Genomic DNA, 23,472 nt, shown 5'->3' with positions numbered 1-23,472 from the left:
GTATCGTTTTTTAGGTTTCTCTGCAAAAATAGCAACTTATTTCGAAATATGTATCATTCCGTCTTGCATCTTCAGTTCTCCTTCTTCCAATAAGTAACGAACCACTTCGCTGATTCTCTCTTTTTCCGCTTCCATTGCATTGCTTATCTCTGCGGGAGTAAGAGGGTGTCGGGACAATTGATGAAGAATCCGGCGCTTCAGGTCTTCGAACGACGACTCTGTGAGCCGGTTTGTATTCCCCCTGTCGAGACAGACATCGCATTGTCCGCAATTGTGGTCGTTCTTCTCTCCGAAGTAACGCAGCAACATGCGGCTGCGGCATGCATGTTCGGAGACGACATACTCTTCCATCGCGCGGATCCGGGCTTCGTATCTTTCTTTCCGTTCTTCATATACGGAAGGAGGAATATGCATGTGCCTCAATTCCATCCGTTCGCGGGTGTATATTATATATGGTGTCTTTTTGCGGGGGATATAGTCTACGATACGTCGCCGGGTGAGCATGACCAATATGTTGTACACCTGTTGGCGGGTCAGCCCGGTACGTACCATGAGCGTTTCTTCGCTGATGTATGTGTAATCGGTGAAGACGCCGGTGTACGAACGGAGGATGGCCTGTATAAGTCCTTCTGTTTCCGCTCCTGTTTCCCGCAATTTGTACAGCTCGTCCCGTTGGATGGTGAAAAGAATGCGCGAAGCATTGTCTTGTTCGTCGGTGTATTCGAGATATCCTGCCTGTGTGAGAATCTTGAGCGCATTGTGTACCGGTACGGGGAAGTATTTGAACTTCCGGCAAAACTCTTCGAGGTTGAACTCGCGGACACATTGGAAACCGTCGCCCATTGCCATCTGATAGTAGTATTGCAGGTGTTCGTACACGTCGAGTATGTACTCTTTCGTCGGGAAACTGTCGGCTACTCGTTTGTGAAGCGTCGTTCTGTCCGCCGGGGTGTAGAGGATGACGGCATGGGCTTTCTCCCCGTCCCTTCCGGCGCGTCCCGCCTCCTGAAAGTAAGCTTCGGGAGAATCGGGCAAATCGAGGTGCAACACGATGCGTACATCGGGCTTGTCGATACCCATTCCGAAAGCGTTTGTAGCTACCATTACACGTACTTCCCCGTTTTGCCAGCGTTTCTGGCGGAGGTCTTTCACGGCATTGTCCAACCCCGCATGATAGAAATCGGCGGTAATGCCTTCGTTTACCAAAAGCCCGGTGATTTCTTTCGTCCGCCGTCTGTTGCGCACATAGATAATGGCGCTGCCTTGTATCTTTCGCAGAATGCGCAGCATCTCTCCGGTCTTATCATCTGTTTTCCGCACCGAATAAGCCAGATTTTTGCGTTCGAAGCTCATGCGGAACACATTCGTCGCGGCAAACTTCAACCGTGTTTGAATATCTTTCACCACTTCGGGAGTAGCGGTGGCGGTGAGCGCCAAAACGGGAACACCGGGCAGCATGTCTCTTATTTCCGCTATTTTCAGGTAAGCAGGCCGGAAGTCGTATCCCCATTGCGAGATGCAGTGGCTTTCGTCTACTGTAATCATGGAGACTTTCATTGCCCGCAGCTTGATGCGGAATATCTCCGTGTCCAACCGTTCGGGCGATATGTAGAGAAACTTGTAATCGCCGAAGATGCAGTTCTCCAGCGCGGTGATAATCTCTTGCCGTGTCATTCCGGAATATACGGCAACCGCCTTGATGCCCCGTTTGCGCAGATTCTGCACCTGGTCTTTCATCAAGGCGATAAGAGGCGTGATGACGATGCACAATCCTGCTTTCGCAAGGGCGGGTACCTGGAATGTGATGGACTTACCGCCTCCGGTAGGCATCAATCCCAATGTGTCTTTGCCTTCGCCGATACTGTCGATGATTTCTTCCTGCAGGTGGCGGAAAGAGTCGTATCCCCAATATTGCTTTAATATTTCCCGGTATTTATTCAATCGGCTTTATATCCTCAATCTGCAGTTGGACTTCGCCCCGCTTGTGGGTGTTTTCTTCGATGGTGTAGCAGATGTCGAACGAGCGTTTCGTCTTGATGTAGCGCACGTGCGAACTTTGTCCGAAAGCGATGCCGTTCATTACGTTGTTCGATTTGTTGTCCACCAGTTCGAGTTTGATATGTTCTTGTTCGCGTCCCACCACCTTGCTCGTTCCGTAGTCGTACACATGATGCGTGCAGAATATCGGTTTGCTGTTTTCGGGTCCGAACGGATTGAATTTCTTCAGGTCGCTGAAGAATTTGGGAGTGATATCCTTGAAATCTATCTCTGCATCGATATCTATCACCGGGCTCGTCTGCTCCGGCAAGATGTTCTGCGACACATACTCTTCGAACCGTCGGACGAAGGCTTCCACATTCTCCACCTTCATCGACAACCCTGCCGCATAAGTGTGCCCGCCGAAGTTATCCAGAAGATCGCGGCAATATTCGATGGCTTTATAAACATCGAATCCGGATACGGAACGCGCGGAACCTGTCGCCGTATCGTCGGTACGTGTCAATACCACCGCCGGGCGATAGTAAACTTCCGTAAGCCGTGAGGCGACGATACCTATGACCCCCTTGTGCCACTCCTCGTTGAAGAGCACGATAGACCGCCGGTCGGCAAGTCCGTCTAAGTGGCTGACAATACGGTTCGCCTCCTCCGTCATGCTTTTGTCGAGGTCTTTGCGTGTTTCGTTATACTGGTTGATTTGTCCGGCTTTCTCCAGCGCTGTCGAGAAGTCCTTTTCCGTCAGCAGGTCGACAGCCTCTTTCCCGCTTTGTATACGTCCGGAAGCATTGATGCGCGGTCCGATTTTGAATACAATGTCGCTGATCGTGATTTCCCGTTCCGACAATCCGCACACATCGATGATTGCCTTAATGCCGATGCTGGGATTGCTGTTGAGCTGTTTCAGTCCGTGGAAAGCCAAGATACGGTTCTCGCCCATGATAGGCACAATGTCTGAGGCGATGCTCACTGCTACCAGATCGAGCAGGGGAATGAGGTGGTGAAATTCGATGCCGTTGTTCATGGCGAATGCCTGCATGAACTTGAAACCCACTCCGCACCCCGAAAGATGTGTGTAGGGATACGTGTTGTCCGGGCGTTTGGCGTTCAGTATCGCTACGGCAGGCGGCAGAACATCGTCCGGCACATGGTGGTCGCAGATGATAAAGTCGATGCCTTTCTCTTTGGCATACGTAATCTCTTCCACTGCTTTGATTCCGCAGTCGAGCACAATAATCAGCCCTACGCCGGTTTCGGCGGCATAGTCTATCCCTTGTCTGGAAACTCCATATCCTTCACTATAGCGGTCGGGTATGTAGTAGTCAATGTTCGAATAGAACTGTTGGATGAACTTGTAAACCAAAGCTACAGCAGTAGTTCCGTCTACGTCGTAGTCTCCGTAAACCAGAATACGCTCTTTCTTTCCCATCGCCTTGTTGAGGCGCTCCACTGCAATATCCATATCTTTCATCAGAAACGGATTGTGCAAGTCGGGCAACTGCGGGCGGAAAAACTTCCGGGCATCTGCCGCTTCCGTTATTCTGCGTTGCACCAGAAGTTGTCCAAGTATAGGGCTAATCCCTAACTCTTGAGCTAATTTCCGGCTTTTCTCCGCCTGTTCGGGTGTAATGGGTCGATAATTCCATTTGTGATTCATTTTTATATATTGTTTTTTCTTTCTCTGTTCTCAGGGTTGGAAAAAGCATAATTTCCCAACGAGGGGTAAAAGTACAAAAAAAAACCGCACGTCCGGATTAGATGTATTGAAAATATTTCAGAAAGAAATGAAATAAGCGTGTAACGGAAGAACTCATTAACCTTCAGGAATACTTGAATATTGTTCTCTGCGGCTTACTGAACTTACCATACATAGCTCTATTTCTTTCGGGTGCCTGAATAGATTATTCATGTTCTCTTCGGTTGGGAGGTAAATGATTGCGAAGATATTTACTTCTCGCCGGATGTCTATGTGTTTTTATCTTCAACTCGATGTGGCTCTGCTTCACTTTTGCGGAAAGGAGTAAACAAAATAATTGTTTTTCGGAAAATATATCATTCTGTTTTCTTCTGCCTGTATACTTTTTTATACTTTTGTGCCCAATTTAAAAAAAACAGCAACTACATGAAGACAAGCGAATCTTTATTGTCCGTTACCAAATTTATTGCAGAATATTCGGCTCATTTGATGGGAGCCGGCGTGCATACTTCGCGCGTGGTACGAAACTCCAAACGCATCGGAAAAGCCTTTGATGTAGAGGTCACATTGGCCGTGTTCCACAAAAATATTATATTGACGATTATTGATGTCGAAACCCGTGAATCTTGCCATGAAGTGGTCGATATTACTCCCCATCCCATCAGCTTCGAGCACAACTCCGAATTGAGCGCGTTGAGTTGGGAAGCTTTAGACAAGCGCCTGTCGTTGGAAGAGTTGCGTGAAAAGTACCGGAAGATTGTCTCGGCGCCGATGATACACCCACTCTTTGTACTGATATTGGTAGGTTTTGCCAACGCCTCGTTCTGTAAATTATTCGGTGGCGACCTTATTTCAATGAGCATTGTCTTTTCGGCTACCGTTACCGGCATGTTTTTAAAGCAGCAGATGCAAAAGAAGAAAATCAACCATTACATTGTTTTCATCGTTTCGGCATTCGTCGCTTCCCTCTGCGCCTCCACCTCTTTGATATTCAATACCACTTCCGGAATAGCCATGGCTACGAGTGTTCTCTATTTAGTTCCTGGAGTGCCGCTCATTAACGGAGTGATCGATGTCGTAGAAGGTTATGTGCTGACCGGCTTTTCGCGCCTCACGGAAGCTTCGTTGCTCATCATCAGCATTGCCATCGGGCTTTCCCTCACTTTATTAATGGTAAAAAACAGTTTGATTTGAATATGATTTATTGAACGACAACATCTGTACATCGTGAGCCGTCATTGCGAATGCGGGATCAAAAGCCCATTGAACTATCGGGTTTCTGATGTAGAAGTGTGGGGCAAAACATTTATAACCATGAAAGAATCGACCTTATTCCACACTCTGATGTTGATAATTTATACAAATGTAAAACGATTAATTAATATACAATGATAGTATTAGACATTCTTACCGACGGATTCTTTGCGGCGGTAGCGGGTATCGGTTTTGGAGCCATATCCGACCCTCCTTTGAGAGCGTTTAAAATGATTGCGGTGTTGGCCGCGTTGGGGCATGCCTGCCGTTTTTGTCTCATGACCTACTTAGGCGTCGACATTGCCACAGCTTCTTTGTTTGCAGGGCTTGTCATTGGTTTCGGGAGTTTGTGGTTGGGAAAGAAAGTGTATTGCCCGATGACAGTGCTGTATATTCCGGCTTTGCTTCCTATGATTCCGGGCAAATTTGCCTACAACATGGTGTTTTCGCTCATCATGTGTTTGCAGACCGTGCACGAACCTGAAAAGCTTCATAAGTATATGGAAATGTTTTTCTCGAATGGCCTTATAGCCAGTACGGTGATTTTTATGCTGGCCGTGGGAGCTTCATTCCCGATGTTTTTGTTTCCCGGCAGAGCTTTTTCATTGACCAGACATCGGTAGTGGTGCCGAACATGCTTCGGATTGAATGAAGTAAAAGGAAGTAAAAGGAAGGGCGGATTTTTTGGCATTGACGTCATGCCCACCGGTTGCTTGGATTCAAAGAAACTCAAAGGCATACCTGTTTACTTTTGCATTAACGTTATGTCGAATGGGGGCTTGGGTGCCTCGGCTTTGAGGAACTGAACCTCGATCGCTTTTTTCTTATTCCGTATAAACTCTATTGAATAATAAAACAACTTTATGGAAATTTTTTGGAAAACAATAGCTTATTATAATTCAGCTACTTGGATTTTGCAGACACTGATCGTTTTAATAGGGCTGGTATGTACGGTTATGCTTGTTCGCAAACCGCTTCCTTGGGCAAAAACAGTAATGAAACTGTATATGATTGTCCTTTATTCATGGATTGCCGTCGTATACTATTCCATTTATTGCCAAGAGCGGAGCTACAATGGAGTAATGGCCATGTTTTGGGGTGTGATGGCAGTAATATGGATATGGGACCTTATTACTGGTTATACAACGTTTGAGCGCATGCATAAGTACGACGGTTTGTCGTATTTCTTGCTGGTGATGCCTTTTGTATATCCTTTGGTCTCTTTGGCGCGCGGCCTTGAGTTTCCCGAAATGACTTCTCCGGTGATGCCTTGCTCAGTAGTCGTATTCACCATCGGACTATTATTATTGTTTGGCCGGAAAGTGAATATGTTTCTGGTACTTTTCCTTTGTCATTGGTCGCTCATCGGTCTGTCGAAGACTTACTTTTTCCGCATACCGGAGGACTTCTTACTGGCAAGTGCCACTATTCCCGGACTTTATCTGTTTTTCAGGGAATACTTTCTGAACGATTTGCATGCGGACACCAAACCAAAGTCGAAATATATCAATTGGCTGTTGCTTTTCGTTTGTGTAGGACTCGCTGTTTTGCTCACTGCTACGCTTTTTCTGGAGTTGACAACGAAGAGCTGATGGTGCGGAACTCATTTTCCGGAGGATAGGCGTGCATTGTTCTCCCGGACAACGGCTTCGAGGTAAACATTGTAGGTATCTGTCCGCGAATGAATCCGGTCGTTTTCGTTAAGGGATACGTATCGCTCATCCCGAAAAAGATTGGGTTGAGATATTTCCTTGCGATAAAATATGAAGATTCTTATTTGAGATATAAAAAATATAATTACCTTTGTGCTACAATTTTTGCAAGGTATTGCAGAAAGGTTATGAATGCGCGGTAATAGCTCAGTTGGTAGAGCACTAGCTTCCCAAGCTGGGGGTCGCGAGTTCGAGTCTCGTTTACCGCTCCATTTGAAGATCAGGCAGTTACAATTCTTTGTGGCTGCTTTTTTTGTGTCGCTTTTTACAAATTAATTCCTGTCTTGGATAGTTTTGCCGGCTTTTACCTACACTTGTAGTGCAAATCTGGTGCAAATAATATTTTAAGTTAGATATATTGATTATTAGTTTATTTATTAGCTTCAAAAGAACTTCCCAAGTTGGGAACCGGGAGTCTGATCTCGTTTACTGCTCAATATTGATACAAAGGTAGTTATCTATGCTTTTTTCATTTTTGATATCGAAACGCTAATCCGGCATCGATAACTGAAAGTTATATCGCATAAATAGAAACGATTGGTATACTTAGGGCGTTTGTTGTATCTTTGCGCTTCGGAAATAATAAAAAATACCCTTATGATTTCAACCGTAACAAAAACGCTGCAAGCAAACAACAAAGCGATTTACGTCGCCCTTCTTTCCTCATTGAGTTTCTTTCTGTTTTTAGATTATATTCCTGGCATGCAGGCATGGTCTGCATGGGTGACACCTCCGGTAGCCCTGTTTCTCGGGCTGGTTTTCGCATTGGTTTGCTGCCGGGCGCACCCGAAGTTTAATAAGAAAACCTCTAAATATCTGCTGCAATATTCCGTTGTCGGACTGGGCTTCGGCATGAACCTCCACGATGCTTTGGCTTCGGGCAGGGAAGGGATGGAGTTTACCATCCTCTCTGTAGCAGGCACGCTGCTGATCGGTTGGTTTATCGGGCGGAAAATCTTCAAAGTCGACCGTAACACTTCTTATCTTATCAGTTCCGGAACCGCCATTTGCGGCGGTAGCGCCATTGCGGCGGTAGGGCCTGTGTTGAAAGCGAAAGACAGTGAAATGTCCGTCGCGTTGGGAACGGTTTTCATTCTCAATGCCATTGCCCTGTTTATCTTTCCTCTGATAGGACATGCCCTGAATATGACTCAACATGAGTTCGGTACATGGGCGGCAATTGCCATTCACGACACCAGTTCGGTGGTAGGAGCGGGAGCCGCCTATGGCGAAGAAGCGCTAAAGGTAGCCACAACCATAAAATTGACTCGTGCTCTTTGGATTATTCCCGTAGCGTTTGCTACGTCTTTCATCTTTAAGAGCAAAGGACAAAAGGTAAGTATCCCTTGGTTTATTTTCTTTTTCGTTCTGGCGATGGTTGCGAATACGTATCTGCTGGCGCATGTTCCTGCACTGGGAGAGGCTATTAATAGGTTTGCACGAAAGACGCTTACCATTACGATGTTCTTCATCGGAGCTTCGCTTTCCGTCGATGTGCTTAGGTCTGTAGGAGTGAGGCCGCTCGTTCAGGGTGTGTTGCTTTGGATTGTCATCAGCCTGGGTACGCTGGCTTATATTTACTTTTTTGTATAAGCCGGATCCTACTTTTTAACTTTTCGGCATTTGCAGCCATCTGCATTTTGACACAGAGGCGCGCGGTTGTAATATAAAAGTTGGGTGAAGCGGACTTGTTGTACCGACCGCTTCACCCAACTTGATAAAACACTAATTCCGACAGGCGTTCTGTTTTCAGACAAAATCCGTTCCGTTTTCGCAAATTACTTTTGTTGTTCGAACTTGGCGATATACAGGAAACGTGTGAACTATTCCGTTCTCACGGATCACTTTCTTTGTCTGAGGGCACTCCGGCCCTTCTTTTTATTTTCCCGGAAAAGGAGACCGGATCGAAATGCACGGTATATGAGGTCTTCTCTATTCATAATAAAGAAAACGATTCCAATTTACCATTGTGCGTGATCCGGTTTTCTTGTATGAACCATCCGGCTTTTCAGACTTACTTCGGAAAAGCCGGAAACAACTGCCGGATTTTCGTAATGCGGTTTTTATTTCTTCTTCAGTTCCTCGAAGATCAACCCTTCCAATTCTTCTGAGAGTTCCGGATTGTCGGCGATACATTGTTTGGCGGCATCGCGTCCCTGTCCCAGTTTCGTGTCGTTGTAGCTGTACCACGAACCGCTCTTTTTAATGATACCCATGTCCGTACCCAAGTCGATGATTTCTCCGGAGTGGGAGATCCCCTCGCCGAACATGATGTCGAATTCCGCCTTGCGGAAAGGAGGAGCCACTTTGTTCTTCACCACTTTTACTTTCGTCAGTTTTCCAAGCACCTCTTCCCCATCTTTGATAGGACTTCCCGGACGGATATCCAGGCGAACCGAAGCATAGAACTTCAGCGCGTTACCTCCGGTTGTCGTTTCCGGATTGCCGAACATGACACCGATTTTCTCGCGAAGCTGGTTGATGAAGATACAAGTCGTACGTGTCTTGCTGACGGTTGCAGTCAGTTTGCGCAAAGCCTGAGACATCAAGCGTGCCTGGAGCCCGACTTTGTTTTCGCCCATATCGCCTTCGATCTCCGATTTCGGAGTCAATGCGGCAACAGAGTCGATAACGATAATGTCGATAGCCGACGAGCGAATCAACTGCTCGGCAATTTCCAACGCTTGTTCTCCGTTGTCGGGTTGAGATATCCATAAATTGTCGATATCCACGCCGAGCTTGGCTGCGTAAAAGCGGTCGAACGCATGCTCCGCATCGATGAAAGCAGCGATCCCTCCGGCTTTTTGCGCTTCGGCGATGGCATGAATGGCGAGTGTCGTTTTACCCGAAGACTCCGGTCCGTATATCTCGATGATTCTGCCACGGGGATATCCGCCTACGCCTAATGCCACATTCAAGCCGATAGACCCGGTAGGTATCACCTCTACTTGTTCCACACTTTCGTCTCCCATTTTCATGATAGAGCCTTTGCCGAAATTCTTTTCTATTTTTTCCATTGCAGCCTGCAAGGCTTTGAGCTTTTCGCTCGAACCTTTTTTGTTGTCTGCTTCAAAGTTCAGTTCGTCTTTTTTTGCCATCTGTTCTTTTGTTTTTAAGTTCTTGGTCGGGGCAGTTCCTTTTTTTGCGAAACTATCCCAATATCTGTGAAGCGTGTTCTTTGGTCTTCACCTCTTTAGAAGTAATGATTCGTTCCACAACGCCTTTTTCATCGATAACGAAAGTGGTGCGGAAAGTTCCCATGTAAGTGCGTCCGTACATTTTCTTTTCTCCCCATACTCCAAACTGTTCCACCAGTTTCTTATCGGTATCGGCTATAAGTGTAAAGGGAAGGTTGTTCTTCTCTATGAATTTCCGGTGCGACTTTTCGTCGTCCACGCTTACGCCGATCACTTCATAGCCTGCTTTGCGAAGCTCGGCATAATTGTCGCGCAGATTGCAAGCTTGTGCGGTGCAACCCGATGTGCTGTCTTTGGGATAAAAATACAATACTACCTTCTTTCCTTTGTATGCGCTCAGGCAAATCTCTTTGCCGTTTTCGTCGATGCCTAAGATTTCGGGCGCTTTATCTCCTACATTCATCATGACTTCTTTTTTAATGGTTATATAAATACCGATGCATCCACGGAGAATGTAGCACATATATTCCGTCTCCTGGGTGCATCGGCCGGTTTGTTTATTTATGCGGGCTGTTACAGTTCAAGATCCTTGTCGAATTCTTCGTGCCAGGGCAATCCTTGCTTGTTGAGCTGTTCCATAAACGGATCGGGGTTGAACTCTTCCACATTGTTCACGCCCGGGCGTTTCCATTCGCCTTTGAAGAACATCATGGCTCCGATCATGGCAGGAACCCCTGTCGTATAGCTTACTCCCTGCATGCCTGTTTCCTTGTATGCTTCCTGATGGCTGCAATTATTGTACACGTAATACGTGCGTTCTTTGCCGTCTTTGATTCCGCGGATACGGCAGCCGATGGAAGTTTCTCCTTCATAGTTTTCACCTAAGTCTTGCGGATTGGGCAATACGGCTTTCAGGAATTGCAACGGAACGATCTTCATGCCATTGTAGTCTACTTCGTCGATACGCGCCATGCCGATGTTCTGTATGACGCGAAGGTGAGTCAGATACTCCTGTCCGAAAGTCATCCAGAAACGGGCGCGCTTGATGGTCGGGAAGTTTTTTACCAACGATTCCAGTTCTTCGTGATAAAGTAGGTATGAGTCGCGCGGTCCGATATTCGGATATGTGAGGTCTTTATGAATCTCCAACGGTTGGGTGGTCACCCATTTGCCGTTTTCATAGTAACGACCGTTCTGAGTGATTTCACGAATATTGATTTCGGGATTGAAATTGGTGGCGAATGCTTTGTGATGGTTTCCCGCATTACAGTCCACAATATCCAGATAGTGAATTTCGTCGAAATAATGCTTGGCGGCATAGGCTGTGAATATTCCGCTTACACCCGGGTCGAAGCCGCATCCTAATATCGCAGTCAGTCCGGCTTCTTTGAAACGCTCGTGATAAGCCCATTGCCAACTGTATTCGAAATGAGCTTCGTCTTTCGGCTCGTAATTGGCGGTATCGAGATAGTTGACTCCGGCTTTCAGGCAGGCTTCCATGATTGTAAGGTCCTGATAAGGGAGCGCTACGTTGATCACCATCTCCGGTTTGAAGTCGTTGAACAACGCTACCAGTTCGTCTACATTGTCGGCATCTACCTTGGCGGTTTTGATGTTCGGATTCCCTATTGCTTCGACAATCTTGTCGCACTTTTCTTTCGTACGGCTGGCAATCATGATGTCTGTGAATACATCGGCATTTTGTGCCACTTTGTGTGCAACGACAGTACCCACACCGCCTGCACCGATAATAAGAACTCTACCCATTTTTATGAATTATGATTTATAGTTTGTTTTTTATGATTTTCGAGCTGCGCAGCCGTGTGTGTAACCGATGTGACTCATAGTCGGCTGTTTACAACTTTCAAATCATTGCAAATATACATTTTTATTTTTAGATAGCTGCGGCGGGCTCTCCTTTTTTATCCTTTATTGTGCGCAATGATCCAAACGATGACGGGCGCTCCGAATAATGCTGTGACCGCATTGATGGGCAGCGTGCCTTGCATGCCCGGAAGTTGCGAGATGATGTCGCATATCAATAGTGTGACAGAACCGCAAAGAAGTGAAGCGGGAAGGATGACGCGGTGGTTTAATGTGTGGAACAATCCCCTTGCGATATGTGGCATGGTGATACCGATGAAAGCGATCGGTCCGGTAAAGGCAGTGGATGTGCCTGCCAATATGGCTGTTGCGAGAATGATCCATAGCCGCAGGCGGGGGACCGAAATGCCTAATCCGCCGGCATAATTCTTACCCAGCAGCAAGATGTTGAGAGGCTTTTGTAAGAATAAGGCAACCATTGTTCCGATGATGATTACGGGCGCCATGATTCCCATTTGTTGCCATCCCACCGCCGAAAGACTGCCGAATGTCCAGGAAATGAAAAGTTTCAAGGCGTCGGGATTGCTTACGCTTTGTAAGATACTTACAATGGCTCCGGTGAAATAGCCGAACATCATGCCTACGATGAGCAATGAAACTGTCTGCCGGATTTTGACGGACGCGATGATGATGAGCAGCAGTACGCCGATAGCGCCCAAGAATGCGGCTGTGACCTGTCCCCATCCGCTAATGAACCATGCAGGAAGAGCAGATGTACCCAAGGTGAGCAACGCCACTCCGAGACTCGAACCGGAAGTGACGCCTAATACGTCGGGGCCTGCCAGCGGATTGCTGAACAAAGTTTGCATCAGTACTCCCGCAATAGATAAAGCCGCACCGGTGAGAATTGCGGTGAGTGCTTTGGGAAGCCTGTGGTTGAAAATGATTTCCCTGTAAATGAGGTTGTCGCTTGTTCCTGTAAGCGTTTTCCACACTTCGCCGACCGGAAGATTTACACTGCCGAAGGCGATGTCGGCAAGGAAAGCCGCTATGAGGGCCATGAAAAGCAGTAAGAATAGATGTACCCGACTCATGAAAATGTTTACTTTAATTGTTCGAAGTATGTCGACTCATATTCTTCCGTCTGTTGCGGATGGCAGATTTTGATCATATCTTTCAAGAGCAGGTCGGGTCGGGCCACTCCGCTTTCCCAATAATCGTTTCCTCCGGTTGCATTCATACGTTTGCCCATGTTGTATACCTGTCCTGTTTTGAAAGCTTTGAACAGTTTGTATTTACTGTTTGTCTTTTTGAGTTCGTCCAGCGAACGGGCTTTGACTCCTACCCAGATGTCTGCTTCACTGAAGTCGATAAGCGCTTTTTCGATGTTCAGCGGGATACTGGCGGAAACACTGTCGCGGCTATATAGGTACGTGGCGCCTGCGTCTCTGAACAATTGAGCGAGATAGCTTTTCCCTCCGGGCATACTCCACGTTCCCCGGTAATCTTCTCCGGAGAAGATGGCGGGTTCTCCGGAGAATGCCGCGGCTTTCTCTTTCAGCCGGTTATACTTTTCCGTTACCTCTTCGAAAATGCTGTCGGCTTCCGCTTCCTTATCGAAAAAAGCGGCTACGTATTTTATCCATTCCGCCCTTCCGAGTATTGACGGTTCCTGCCATTCTATATTATACAGGATGGGTATGCCGGTTTGCTTCATTTTCCGGCTGTTCTCATCATCGGCGTTGTATGCTGATGTCATGACCGCCTGCGGACGCAGGAGCAACAGGTTTTCGATGTCGAGGTTGAAAGCGTCTCCGAGATCTTTAACACGTCCTTCCTCGACTCCTTGCAAGATGGAGGGATTGTAAATGTATTGCGTACTACAGATGCCGGTCACTTTATCCAGTTCGTCCAGTAACTCGAGAAATCCCAAGTGTGTCGCCGAGTTGGCCATAAGGGTTTTAAGCGGAACGACAATTTTTTGCCCGTCTGCCGGAACATCGATCTCCTGCTTTTTTACCAGATAATATTTGTCGTATATCTCCCCACTTTTCCAAGGATTGTAAACGGTGACTGCGGTATACGTTTCCGTATGTGCAATATCGAATCCTTTGGCATACGAAAGGCTGACTTTTGTTTCATTCGCTTTGTTTTTCGCTGCATCCGGCCTTCTGTGGCATCCCGCCAATAAAAGAATAAGCAGCGTGAGAGATAGCAATCGTTTCATCATCGGTGGTTATTTAGTTTTCATTTCCTGCAAAGATAAAAAAAAGATTTGCATTTGAAGGCATAAGAATACATTGGTTGCGATAATGAACGCATATCGAAATTGGGGGCAAACTATTGATTCGACATTGCTTTACGCGAAAGAGTGTCTTTTCTTTAGGCAGAGACGTTTTGTCCGAACGTGATTTTGTCGTTCTTTTGAGATCGGTCATCGGGAGAATCATTGTTAAGATCTTATCGGGCACTGATGCAAAGTCTTTTGCATTTCTGGAAGGCTGGCTTGAAATAAGATTGTGTGAATAACACAGACTTGGATTAATGGAACGTGAGGTGGAACAACAGAAGCGAATCTTAGCTCTCAAACACATTCGAAAGTAGACGGCTTAATGGAGCGAGGGAAGGAGTAGAAGTAAACTCCAGAACTTTTCGATTATAGGTAGAATAATGTTTTTGTCCGGTGGAAGTGTTTTTATAGATTCTGTCTTTTTGGCAGATTTCGTGTCAGTCTTCTGTGTTCTCCCCTTTTTGGCACATCGTTTGTTTTTAAATGGTCGAATGATTTTGGACTTAATTTAAAACAACCTGAATAATAACAATAAATAACATAACAATCATGGGAAAAATTATTGGAATTGACTTAGGAACTACAAACTCTTGCGTTTCTGTATTTGAAGGAAACGAACCTGTAGTAATCACAAATGCTGAAGGAAAGCGTACCACGCCTTCTATTGTGGCATTTGTAGATGGCGGCGAACGTAAAGTCGGTGATCCGGCAAAACGACAGGCCATCACGAATCCGCAACGTACAGTATTCTCTATCAAACGTTTCATGGGTGAGAATTGGGATCAAGTGCAAAAAGAAATTTCGCGCGTACCATATAAAGTAGTAAAAGGCGATAATAACATGCCGCGTGTGGATATAGACGGACGTCTGTATACTCCACAAGAAATTTCAGCAATGATTCTTCAGAAAATGAAGAAAACAGCCGAAGACTATTTGGGACAGGAAGTTACTGAAGCGGTAATCACCGTTCCTGCATACTTCTCCGACTCTCAGCGTCAGGCAACGAAAGAAGCCGGACAGATTGCGGGACTCGAAGTGAAGCGTATCGTGAACGAACCGACAGCCGCAGCGCTTGCTTATGGCCTCGACAAGGCCCATAAAGATATGAAGATCGCCGTATTCGACTTGGGTGGAGGTACATTCGATATTTCTATTCTTGAATTTGGAGGCGGTGTGTTTGAGGTTCTTTCTACCAATGGCGACACTCACCTCGGTGGTGACGACTTCGACCAAGTGATTATCAATTGGCTGGTGGAAGAATTCAAGAATGACGAAGGCGCCGACTTGACACAAGATCCGATGGCTTTGCAACGTTTGAAAGAAGCTGCCGAGAAGGCGAAAATTGAATTGTCTTCTTCTACAACCACCGAAATTAATTTACCTTATATTATGCCGGTAGGTGGTGTGCCCAAACACTTGGTTAAGACGCTGACACGTGCTAAATTCGAATCTTTGGCACATAGCCTCATTCAGGCTTGTCTCGAACCTTGCAAGAAAGCGATGAGTGATGCCGGATTGTCTAATTCGGATATCGATGAAGTAATCCTTGTAGGTGGTTCTTCACGTATTCCGGCTGTTCAGAAGTTGGTAGAGGACTTTTTCGGTAAGGTTCCTTCGAAAGGAGTGAATCCGGATGAAGTGGTAGCTGTGGGTGCTGCTGTGCAAGGAGCGGTGTTGACCGATGAAATCAAGGGTGTGGTATTGCTCGACGTTACCCCTTTGTCGATGGGTATCGAAACGTTGGGTGGCGTAATGACTAAACTGATCGACGCCAATACGACAATTCCATGCAAGAAGAGTGAAACTTTCTCAACGGCTGCCGACAACCAGACAGAAGTGACTATCCATGTATTGCAAGGTGAACGTCCAATGGCCGCACAGAATAAGTCTATCGGTCAGTTCAACCTGACAGGTATCGCTCCTGCACGTCGTGGAGTCCCTCAGATTGAAGTGACATTCGATATCGATGCCAATGGTATTCTGAAAGTATCTGCTAAGGATAAAGCAACCGGTAAAGAACAGGCCATCCGCATCGAAGCGTCAAGCGGTTTGAGTAAGGAAGAAATCGAACGTATGAAAGCCGAAGCCGAGGCCAATGCCGAAGCCGACAAGAAAGAACGTGAAAAGATCGATAAGTTGAATCAGGCTGATAGCTTGATCTTCTCTACCGAGAATCAGTTGAAAGAATTGGGTGATAAGTTGCCTGCTGACAAGAAAGCTCCGATCGAAACCGCTTTACAGAAGTTGAAAGATGCTCATAAAGCGCAGGATTTGTCAGCTATCGACACGGCTATGGCAGAAATCAATACAGCCTTTCAAGCTGCAAGTGCAGAGATGTACGCTCAAAGTGGCGCACAAACCGATCCGAATATGAACGACGCTCAAGGTAATGTTGAAGGAGCGGATAGTAAGCATGGTGATAATGTACAAGATGCTGACTTTGAGGAAGTCAAATGATTCCGATAAGGATACAGATAATAAACAATAAGCAAAAGCGTGCAGCTCAATGAGTTGCACGCTTTTTGCGTTTATGGGGTTCATGGTTGCTATGTGTTTTCTATGGGCTTTTTTATCTCTTATTTGCGACATGTTTGCGACACGTCTTATTTGGCGATAAGGTACAACTTAAATTGATATAAACCATTTAAAACGAGAAGAATATGCCAAGAGAAAATTACACCATTCAAAGAAGTTGCGAGGAGTGTGGTAAAATCTTTACTCCTCCCACATTAGTGTCGAAGTATTGTTGCCCTGCTTGTTCCAAGAGAGCATATAAGAAAAGACAAATCGCAAAAGAGAAAGAAGCGATACGCCAAGCACTGATTAGACGAATACCATCCTGCAAGGGGTATCTAACCGTAAAGGAAGCTATGCTGATTTACGGAATTAGTAAAGACGTTCTTTATCGTATGATACGGCAAGGCTTGATACCGTCATACAATTTTGGTCAGCGTCTGATATGCCTTAGTCGGCAGTATATGGATGAACACTTCAAAACAAAGGTAGAGAGTAGAAAGAGAAAAAAGGAAGCATTGTCCTTTGAACCCAAAGATTGTTACACCATCGGAGAGATTGCAAAGAAGTTCCATATCAATGACAGCAGTGTATTTAAGCACATACGCCGTCATTCTATTCCTACACGCCAAATCGGTAACTATGTTTATGTTCCCAAATCTGAAATTGATAAATTATATAAGTCGTTATGAAGAAAGCATTACCTAATACCAAAGTGACCGTCAAGCTCAGAAGGTCGAATTATAAAGAAGAGTGGTATCTGATTATAGAGTCATACCCAGTTTATAAGCGAGGTTCTAAACGGGCAAGCCGTGTGGTGGAATCCATTAACCGGACTATATCCACACCCATTTGGGACAAATCGTCCATAGCACGTATCTTACCGGATGGAACATTCAACTATAAGCCTAAACGTGATTTGAATGGAATTATCCAATGTCGTTCAACGATAGACCAAGAGGCTTGTATTTATGCCGACAATGTGCGGAAGCTACGACAGCATGAATACGATAGTGCCATCCTTTACACTGATAAGGAAAACGAAATCGCTGCACAGAATGAGCGGAGCGAACAGGATTTTATCAAGTATTTCAATCGTATTATAAGCACACGTCATCCTAATAGTTCCGATTCGATAATAGTCAACTGGAGGCGTGTAGGCGAATTATTGAAAATGTATTCACAAGGGCAACCAATTCCATTCAAGGCGATTTCCGTAAAACTGCTTGAAGATATAAAGATGTTCCTTCTCCGTGCTCCAATGGGAGGGAATAAGAAAGGTACTATCTCACAAAACACGGCATCGACTTATTTCTCTATACTCAAAGCCGGATTGAAACAGGCATTCATTGATGAATATCTGACCGTTGATATAAGCGCGAAAGTAAAGGGAATAACAAACATTGAGAAACCTCGTGTTGCGCTTACCATGAATGAAGTGCAAATGTTGGTTGATACGCCGTGCAAGGATGATGTTTTGAAACGTGCGTTCTTCTTTTCTATTCTCACTGGATTGCGGCATAGTGATATTCAAACTTTGAAATGGAAACAAATTCAGCAAACAAGCAAGGGTACATGGCAAGCAGTCGTAATTCAGCAAAAGACAAAAAGGCCCGATTAAAGCCAGTCATTCAACAGGCACTTCAACTATGCGGCATACGTCCAGACGATGATGAAGCACTTGTTTTTGAAGGATTGACTGATGCCTCTTGGATTTCTCGCCCGTTGAAAGTCTGGATAGAAGCATCCGGTATCAAGAAGCACATCACCTTCCATTGTGCCCGTCATAGCTACGCTTCGCTGTTGCTGGAAAATGGCGTTGACATATACACCATCAAGTCTTTGATGGGACATACTAATGTCAAAACCACGCAGATTTATACGCACATCGTAAACGAACAAAAAGAGAAAGCCGCCAATACGCTGCATATAGACAATTTGGATTTATAGGTTGTGGTGGAGGCTCCCACCTCTGAGCACCAACGACTTATGTGATACCTATCATGTATTTACCACCGTTTACCCCTCATGAAGCATCGGCTTTTTGAGGGGGATTTTGTAGTATTGAGGCTTTCGGTAAGGAATGTGTTAGTCCCAATAGTGGTTTATTCTCCTTTTATTATGGCTTCCAATAAATTCTCGTATTAATGAAACTTAAATCTGTCAGTGGTAAATGAGCGGTTGATTGGTGGCGGTCAAGCACCTATTTAGCACCTATAAGCATCCCTATACTTTTGCGGCATAAACTTTAATACGAAGAAAAAATGGCTTATAAAGTAAATTCATTGGAGGAAATGCCGAATGCGTTGTCTTACCTGATTGAGTCCGTAGAAGCACTGCAATCTAAAGTAAATGCCTTGCAGCATAAGCAGGCAAGTAGCTCACCTAAGTGGATGGATATAGACGCTTTGCGCTTATCTTCCATCACATCCAGCCAAGCAAACGGTTTATGGATGGGTATCAACCAAACAGATTCCCGTACATAAAATAAATAAGGCATTGGCTTTCTTGCAATCGGAAATTGACGATTGGCTGAAGAACAAATCGCATAAGACACAAGATGACTTAATGGAAGAAGCCAAACGATTTGTCGAATCTAAAAAGATTATCAGATGATGGAAACGATAGACTATTGTTTTTCATTCTTTCGCAAGCCCATTCAAAACATCGAACCGATAAGGGCGGTAGGTATTGTGGATGTGTATCGTTATATCATCGGGCATTATGCCCAACCACAAACCGAAAACCTGCGGCAGATGCAGTCTTATCCCGAAGCCAAAAAGTACAAGGCCACCCATTTTGACTATTGTACCTTTTCGGGATTATTTCGCAAGCGTAATGAGAAGGAACTGATAATGCACTCAGGATTGATGTGTTTGGATTTCGATCATGTGGAGAATATTGAGGAGTTAAAGCGACAATTACTCAACCATGAGTATTTTGATACGGAACTGTTATTTGTCAGTCCATCCGGTAATGGATTGAAGTGGATAATACCTGTTGACTTGAAAGGCTGGGAACATTCTCGGTACTTCAAGGCTGTTGCTAACTGCATCAAAGCAACAGGTTTGCCATTAGTGGATATGTCCGGCAGTGATGTGGCTCGTTCATGCTTCTTACCCTACGACCCACAAGCATATATTAACCATAAATACAAAGATGATGTCGAAGAAAATCTTTTCTGCCCAAGATTGGGAGAATGTCCCTTCTGAAATACAGCAAATACATACGCCAAGTATTTCCCCTATATATAATTAAGGTGGAGGAAGATGTGGAATGTGTTGCTCGGGAGATAGAACGGCGTGCCATTGATATAGCCCCTCATTATAAAGATTGGGTGGAGTTGGGCTTTGCACTTGTGGATGGATTGGGAGAGAACGGACGGGAGTATTATCACCGCATCAGCAGGTTTTACCCTACCTATCAAAGGGAAGAAACGGATAAACAATATACGCATTGTCTGCACTCCAAAGGGCAAGGCATTACTATCCGTTCTTTTTTCCATTTGGCAAATCAGGCCGGAATCTCATTGGCTTCGTTCAGTAAAGAGCATTTATCCATTTTACCAAATATCCAAAATGGTAAAACGGGTAAATGGATAAAATCAGAAGAAGAACTTCCTGTATTTCCTGAATGTGTGTTTGAGCATCTTCCTCCTTTTCTAAATGAGGTTGTCAATAATTCCATTTCAACAGATGACCGTGATACGATACTGATTGGGGCTATTGTGTGTTTGTCGGTATGCTTTCATAATGTTTGTGGTGTGTACGATGAACGTATTGTTTATCCGAATCTATATCTGTTCGTTGTGGCAGATGCAGGTATGGGAAAAGGAGCATTGACCTTATGCCGGGAATTGGTAGCCCCCATTAACCGTAATTTGCATGAACTTTCAAAGCGGATGGAACAGGAATACAAAGAAGCGATGAGCACTTATATCAAAGGTAAGAAAACTGAAGGAATGACTATGCCAACAGAACCGCCCATGCGTATGCTCGTCATTCCTGCCAATAGTAGCGCAAGTTCTTTCTTGAAGATATTGGGGGATAATGACGGAATCGGGCTGTTGTTTGAATCGGAAGGTGACACGTTAAGCCAGACTTTGAAGTCTGACTATGGTAACTATTCCGATGTGTTGCGAAAGGCGTTTCACCACGAGCTGGTAAGTTTGAGTCGGCGCAAGGACAGGGAGTATTGCGAAGTAGCTAATCCGAGAGTTTCGGTAGCTTTGGCTGGAACTCCAGAACAGGTAAGAAGATTGATACCTGATGCAGAGAACGGATTGATGAGTCGCTTTTGTTTCTATATTATCCACTTCAAACGAGGTATAAGAAATGTGTTTGCCACAAGCGACATTTCCCAATCCAAGAATGCCATGTTCAAACTGTTGGGAGATAAATTCTGCCATTTACATGAGAATTTTGTACGACAGGGTAATTATTCCTTTTCTCTTCCCTCTGATTTACAGGAACACTTTATTGAATATCTCAGTAGGGTGAATGAGGAATGTTGTGACGAAGTGGATAACAAGATGCAAGGAGTAGTCAGACGGATGGGACTGATTGCTTATCGTATAATGATGGTGTTGACTGCTGTCCGACATTTGGATAATGTGATTCACAAATCTTCTTCTGACGAGACTGTACAATTGGTTTGCCATAAGTTTGACTATTCCATAGCTATGAGTATTTGCGACACCCTGCTTTATCATGCCGTATTCATTTATCAGAATTTGTCGGGAAATCAGTCTAAGCGATTCAATACCGCTTCGCAAGAGACGGGCGTTTATGCACGAAGGAACACTCTTTATAATATGTTGCCTGACACTTTTACAAAGAAAGATTATGATGCGGCGGTTTTAACTTTGAGTGAGAATGGAAGTACGGCAAACAAGTGGATAGAAGCCTTTATTAAAGATGGCAAGCTATGCCGGATAGAGCAGGGGAAATATAGGAAGATTTTTTGAGTGGCAAGTTTGTGTTTTAGTGCCACTAAAACCTATGCGGCAAGCGATAGAACTGCCACTCTCAAAAAAGCAATTAATCAATATCGAAAATCAATATGAGTATAAAGGAAAAGAAACTTGGTGGCCGCCCAAAGTTGGCGAGCTATCAGAAACGTACCAAATGTTTTCGGGTAATGTTTACCGAGAACGACTACATTTATATCCAATCCAAAGCGGAACAGGCAGGATTGTCTGTCAATGAATTTTGCCATCAGGCTGCAATGGATTGTCAAGTCTGTCAACGCATCAGTCCGGAAATGGTATCGGCAATTCGTGACCTTTCCGGTATCGCCAATAACGTCAATCAGATTGCCCATCAGATGCACATCTATGGATTGGAAACAGTCAAACAACAGTGTTTTTCGATTGTCTCGGAAGTTAGTAGAATTATCACCCAAGTAAAGAATACCTGTCATGATAGCGAAGATTAAAACAAGAGTTGATTTCGGAGGTATTGTAAACTATGCCAACGACCAAAAGAACAAGAAGAAATGCGCTACACTTTTAGCGCACGAAGGAGTATGTGCCATTAGCAATAAGTTGATTGCCGATTCTTTTTGCCTTCAAGCGTCCATACGCCTGAAAGTAAAGAGTCCTGTGAAGCACGTATCACTTGCTTTCTCTTCGCAAGATATTAACCATTTCCCTGATAATGAAGAAGGGAATGCACTTATGGTGGAGATTGCCAAGAAATGGATGGAACAAATGAGGATTCGCAATACTCAATATATCATAGCTCGGCATCACGACACGAAACATCCTCATTGTCATTTGGTATTCAATCGGATAGACAATGAAGGCAATCTCATTTCTGACAGCAATGAAAGAATACGCAATGCAAAAATCTGTCGTGCTTTGACTAAAGAGTATGGACTTTACTTTGCCCCTAAAAATAGCAAAGCCAGAAATAAGAGCCGTTTGCGTCCTCATCAACTACGGAAGTATAATCTTCGTTCCTCTGTGCTTGATGCACGAGCAAATTCTCATTCGTGGAATGACTTTTTTAGCATTCTCAAAGGCTTGGGTATAGATATGCGTTTTAATCACGCTGAGAATGCTGATAAAATTCGTGGTATATCATTCTGTCAGGATGAGTATAGCACATGGCTGGTTCTAAACTTGACCGTGATTTGAGTTTTAACAGCCTTTGTGCTACATTGGGTAATGTGGTAGCGGAACTGATTATTCAACCCCATCAAGCCATAACTCCCAGTGGAGGTGGAGGAAACAACAATGAACAAGGATGGCGAAACGATAAAAACAGAGACAACGAAAGAAACGAACCTTTTTATAAAACCTCAAAACGTAGAAGATAATGAAAGAAGATGTAGTAGCTGCAAATCTTGCGAATTTGCGCCAAAGTATCAACGAACTGAAAGAGTGTATTAAAAAACAGAATACCACTGTTCCTAAAGTGGAACAATCTGTAAAAGCGGATTCCAATGAAAAGGCCATTTATACTGGAATTGCCAAAAGTTTCTGTACTTGCTGGAATGAAGCCTTGTCTGTGATCAAGAAACATATCTGGCAACAGCAGCCTAACACATTGCCGTTTTCGCTATGGTTTCCAAAACTCATTGATTTATTCAAGCAGAAGTCCAGACTTCTTGAATATCTTTATCGGCACGTTTGCGATTACAATCAGAATCGTATGACTATCGAAACTAATACCCGATGTATATTGAAACGGCAGGATGAGATATTGGAAAAAATCAATGAATTGAAAAGTCCTGTAACCGTTATTCCATCTAGTATCAGTGGGTTGTTTATATATGGCTATCATATAAAACTTCGATATGTCATGGTATTTATTGTTGCTATTGTTACGTGGGCTGTTGTTGCTTCTGCTAGTAGCATGAAGTATAAAGAAGAGAGCTTTGCGTATTATTCGATGTATCGAGCGGTGAAAGAGCAGTCTGGATTCATATTACAAAGAATGGAGGAACTCACAACAAAGAAATAGCATCTATCGTGTGTAAAATCACTGCTTATTAAGAATTTATCCTTTTATATTCTTATTGAATATCTAAAAGGATTTTCTTATG

General features: G+C 44.6%; 16 protein-coding genes, 1 tRNA gene and 4 pseudogenes. 14 read left to right on the top strand and 7 right to left on the bottom strand.

Annotated features, from left to right (window positions below; all coding sequences use genetic code 11):
* Positions 1 to 36: 36 nt before the first annotated feature.
* Together GGR07_RS09490 and recJ are read right to left on the bottom strand one after the other, a co-directional pair.
* Entirely contained in the window at positions 37 to 1,941 is a 1,905-nt protein-coding gene (locus GGR07_RS09490) for a RecQ family ATP-dependent DNA helicase (RefSeq protein ID WP_021646595.1), read from the bottom strand.
* Positions 1,934 to 3,652 carry a single-stranded-DNA-specific exonuclease RecJ gene (gene recJ / locus GGR07_RS09485; RefSeq protein WP_021646596.1) on the bottom strand — a complete coding sequence of 573 codons (1,719 nt, stop codon included), beginning with the start codon at positions 3,650 to 3,652 and terminating at the stop codon, positions 1,934 to 1,936. The genes GGR07_RS09490 and recJ overlap by 8 nt, the downstream gene beginning before the upstream one ends.
* Positions 3,653 to 4,117: 465 nt before the next feature.
* Here recJ and GGR07_RS09480 point away from each other — a divergent pair, with 465 nt between their 5' ends.
* The 5 genes from GGR07_RS09480 (at position 4,118) to GGR07_RS09460 (ending at position 8,250) form a co-directional block, all read left to right on the top strand.
* The gene (locus tag GGR07_RS09480) at positions 4,118 to 4,885 is read left to right on the top strand and encodes a threonine/serine exporter family protein (protein WP_021646597.1); all 768 of its coding nucleotides are present in this window, start codon (positions 4,118 to 4,120) and stop codon (positions 4,883 to 4,885) included.
* 194 nt (positions 4,886 to 5,079) lie between these two features.
* Positions 5,080 to 5,568 (top strand): threonine/serine exporter family protein, encoded by a 489-nt coding sequence (locus GGR07_RS09475; protein WP_021646598.1) that lies wholly within the window; start codon positions 5,080 to 5,082, stop codon positions 5,566 to 5,568.
* Positions 5,569 to 5,808: 240 nt separating this feature from the next.
* Positions 5,809 to 6,537, top strand: a complete 729-nt coding sequence (locus tag GGR07_RS09470) for a DUF6064 family protein (protein WP_021646600.1) — start codon at positions 5,809 to 5,811, stop codon at positions 6,535 to 6,537.
* A 256-nt stretch (positions 6,538 to 6,793) separates the two neighbouring features.
* Positions 6,794 to 6,869: transfer RNA gene (locus tag GGR07_RS09465), tRNA-Gly, on the top strand.
* 385 nt (positions 6,870 to 7,254) lie between these two features.
* Positions 7,255 to 8,250, top strand: a complete 996-nt coding sequence (locus tag GGR07_RS09460; RefSeq protein WP_021646602.1) for a YeiH family protein — start codon at positions 7,255 to 7,257, stop codon at positions 8,248 to 8,250.
* A gap of 470 nt (positions 8,251 to 8,720) precedes the next feature.
* Here the strand turns inward: GGR07_RS09460 and recA are convergent, their stop codons facing one another.
* The 5 genes from recA to GGR07_RS09435 form a co-directional block, all read right to left on the bottom strand.
* Complete coding sequence (gene recA / locus GGR07_RS09455) at positions 8,721 to 9,755, bottom strand: recombinase RecA (RefSeq protein WP_021646603.1); 1,035 nt, start codon at positions 9,753 to 9,755, stop codon at positions 8,721 to 8,723.
* 52 nt (positions 9,756 to 9,807) lie between these two features.
* Positions 9,808 to 10,260 carry a thioredoxin-dependent thiol peroxidase gene (gene bcp, locus GGR07_RS09450; protein ID WP_172545180.1) on the bottom strand — a complete coding sequence of 151 codons (453 nt, stop codon included), beginning with the start codon at positions 10,258 to 10,260 and terminating at the stop codon, positions 9,808 to 9,810.
* 107 nt (positions 10,261 to 10,367) lie between these two features.
* Positions 10,368 to 11,561, bottom strand: a complete 1,194-nt coding sequence (locus tag GGR07_RS09445; protein WP_021646605.1) for a saccharopine dehydrogenase family protein — start codon at positions 11,559 to 11,561, stop codon at positions 10,368 to 10,370.
* 155 nt (positions 11,562 to 11,716) lie between these two features.
* Entirely contained in the window at positions 11,717 to 12,712 is a 996-nt protein-coding gene (locus GGR07_RS09440; RefSeq protein ID WP_021646606.1) for a FecCD family ABC transporter permease, read from the bottom strand.
* An 8-nt stretch (positions 12,713 to 12,720) separates the two neighbouring features.
* Positions 12,721 to 13,848 carry an ABC transporter substrate-binding protein gene (locus GGR07_RS09435; protein ID WP_021646607.1) on the bottom strand — a complete coding sequence of 376 codons (1,128 nt, stop codon included), beginning with the start codon at positions 13,846 to 13,848 and terminating at the stop codon, positions 12,721 to 12,723.
* 609 nt (positions 13,849 to 14,457) lie between these two features.
* Here GGR07_RS09435 and dnaK point away from each other — a divergent pair.
* From dnaK to GGR07_RS09390, 9 genes and pseudogenes are all read left to right on the top strand, one after another.
* A complete protein-coding gene (dnaK, locus tag GGR07_RS09430) occupies positions 14,458 to 16,365 on the top strand; it encodes a molecular chaperone DnaK (protein ID WP_021646609.1) in 1,908 nt (635 codons plus the stop codon).
* Positions 16,366 to 16,568: 203 nt separating this feature from the next.
* Complete coding sequence (locus tag GGR07_RS09425) at positions 16,569 to 17,114, top strand: helix-turn-helix domain-containing protein (RefSeq protein ID WP_021646610.1); 546 nt, start codon at positions 16,569 to 16,571, stop codon at positions 17,112 to 17,114.
* Positions 17,111 to 18,372 (top strand): annotated as a pseudogene (locus GGR07_RS09420) (site-specific integrase). Before GGR07_RS09425 ends, GGR07_RS09420 begins: the two are co-directional and overlap by 4 nt.
* Before the next feature lie 314 nt (positions 18,373 to 18,686).
* Positions 18,687 to 19,038 (top strand): annotated as a pseudogene (locus tag GGR07_RS09415) (helix-turn-helix domain-containing protein).
* Positions 19,035 to 19,634: a BT4734/BF3469 family protein gene (locus GGR07_RS09410; protein WP_021646615.1), complete on the top strand. Its 600-nt coding sequence runs from the start codon at positions 19,035 to 19,037 to the stop codon at positions 19,632 to 19,634. The pseudogene GGR07_RS09415 and the gene GGR07_RS09410 overlap by 4 nt, the downstream one beginning before the upstream one ends.
* Positions 19,585 to 21,388, top strand: a pseudogene (locus GGR07_RS09405) (DUF3987 domain-containing protein). Before GGR07_RS09410 ends, GGR07_RS09405 begins: the two are co-directional and overlap by 50 nt.
* Before the next feature lie 95 nt (positions 21,389 to 21,483).
* A complete protein-coding gene (locus GGR07_RS09400; protein ID WP_021646617.1) occupies positions 21,484 to 21,858 on the top strand; it encodes a MobC family plasmid mobilization relaxosome protein in 375 nt (124 codons plus the stop codon).
* Positions 21,842 to 22,743 (top strand): annotated as a pseudogene (locus tag GGR07_RS09395) (relaxase/mobilization nuclease domain-containing protein). Before GGR07_RS09400 ends, GGR07_RS09395 begins: the two are co-directional and overlap by 17 nt.
* Complete coding sequence (locus GGR07_RS09390; protein WP_021646620.1) at positions 22,743 to 23,390, top strand: hypothetical protein; 648 nt, start codon at positions 22,743 to 22,745, stop codon at positions 23,388 to 23,390. The pseudogene GGR07_RS09395 and the gene GGR07_RS09390 overlap by 1 nt, the downstream one beginning before the upstream one ends.
* Positions 23,391 to 23,472: the final 82 nt, after the last annotated feature.

It is taken from the genome of Bacteroides pyogenes (genome assembly GCF_014196225.1).
Taxonomy (GTDB): domain Bacteria; phylum Bacteroidota; class Bacteroidia; order Bacteroidales; family Bacteroidaceae; genus Bacteroides; species Bacteroides pyogenes_A.
This window is presented reverse-complemented; position numbering and strand designations above follow the sequence as displayed.

What these genes read in the sequence shown, in the direction of transcription:
- GGR07_RS09460 (WP_021646602.1), top strand. Translation starts at nt 7,255, where the DNA reads ATGATTTCAACCGTAACAAAAACGCTGCAAGCAAACAACAAAGCGATT.
- GGR07_RS09435 (WP_021646607.1), bottom strand. Translation starts at nt 13,848, where the DNA reads ATGATGAAACGATTGCTATCTCTCACGCTGCTTATTCTTTTATTGGCG.
- GGR07_RS09470 (WP_021646600.1), top strand. Translation starts at nt 5,809, where the DNA reads ATGGAAATTTTTTGGAAAACAATAGCTTATTATAATTCAGCTACTTGG.
- GGR07_RS09440 (WP_021646606.1), bottom strand. Translation starts at nt 12,712, where the DNA reads ATGAGTCGGGTACATCTATTCTTACTGCTTTTCATGGCCCTCATAGCG.
- GGR07_RS09475 (WP_021646598.1), top strand. Translation starts at nt 5,080, where the DNA reads ATGATAGTATTAGACATTCTTACCGACGGATTCTTTGCGGCGGTAGCG.
- GGR07_RS09480 (WP_021646597.1), top strand. Translation starts at nt 4,118, where the DNA reads ATGAAGACAAGCGAATCTTTATTGTCCGTTACCAAATTTATTGCAGAA.
- recJ (WP_021646596.1), bottom strand. Translation starts at nt 3,652, where the DNA reads ATGAATCACAAATGGAATTATCGACCCATTACACCCGAACAGGCGGAG.
- GGR07_RS09410 (WP_021646615.1), top strand. Translation starts at nt 19,035, where the DNA reads ATGATGGAAACGATAGACTATTGTTTTTCATTCTTTCGCAAGCCCATT.
- GGR07_RS09425 (WP_021646610.1), top strand. Translation starts at nt 16,569, where the DNA reads ATGCCAAGAGAAAATTACACCATTCAAAGAAGTTGCGAGGAGTGTGGT.
- GGR07_RS09390 (WP_021646620.1), top strand. Translation starts at nt 22,743, where the DNA reads ATGAAAGAAGATGTAGTAGCTGCAAATCTTGCGAATTTGCGCCAAAGT.
- GGR07_RS09445 (WP_021646605.1), bottom strand. Translation starts at nt 11,561, where the DNA reads ATGGGTAGAGTTCTTATTATCGGTGCAGGCGGTGTGGGTACTGTCGTT.
- GGR07_RS09400 (WP_021646617.1), top strand. Translation starts at nt 21,484, where the DNA reads ATGAGTATAAAGGAAAAGAAACTTGGTGGCCGCCCAAAGTTGGCGAGC.
- dnaK (WP_021646609.1), top strand. Translation starts at nt 14,458, where the DNA reads ATGGGAAAAATTATTGGAATTGACTTAGGAACTACAAACTCTTGCGTT.
- recA (WP_021646603.1), bottom strand. Translation starts at nt 9,755, where the DNA reads ATGGCAAAAAAAGACGAACTGAACTTTGAAGCAGACAACAAAAAAGGT.
- bcp (WP_172545180.1), bottom strand. Translation starts at nt 10,260, where the DNA reads ATGATGAATGTAGGAGATAAAGCGCCCGAAATCTTAGGCATCGACGAA.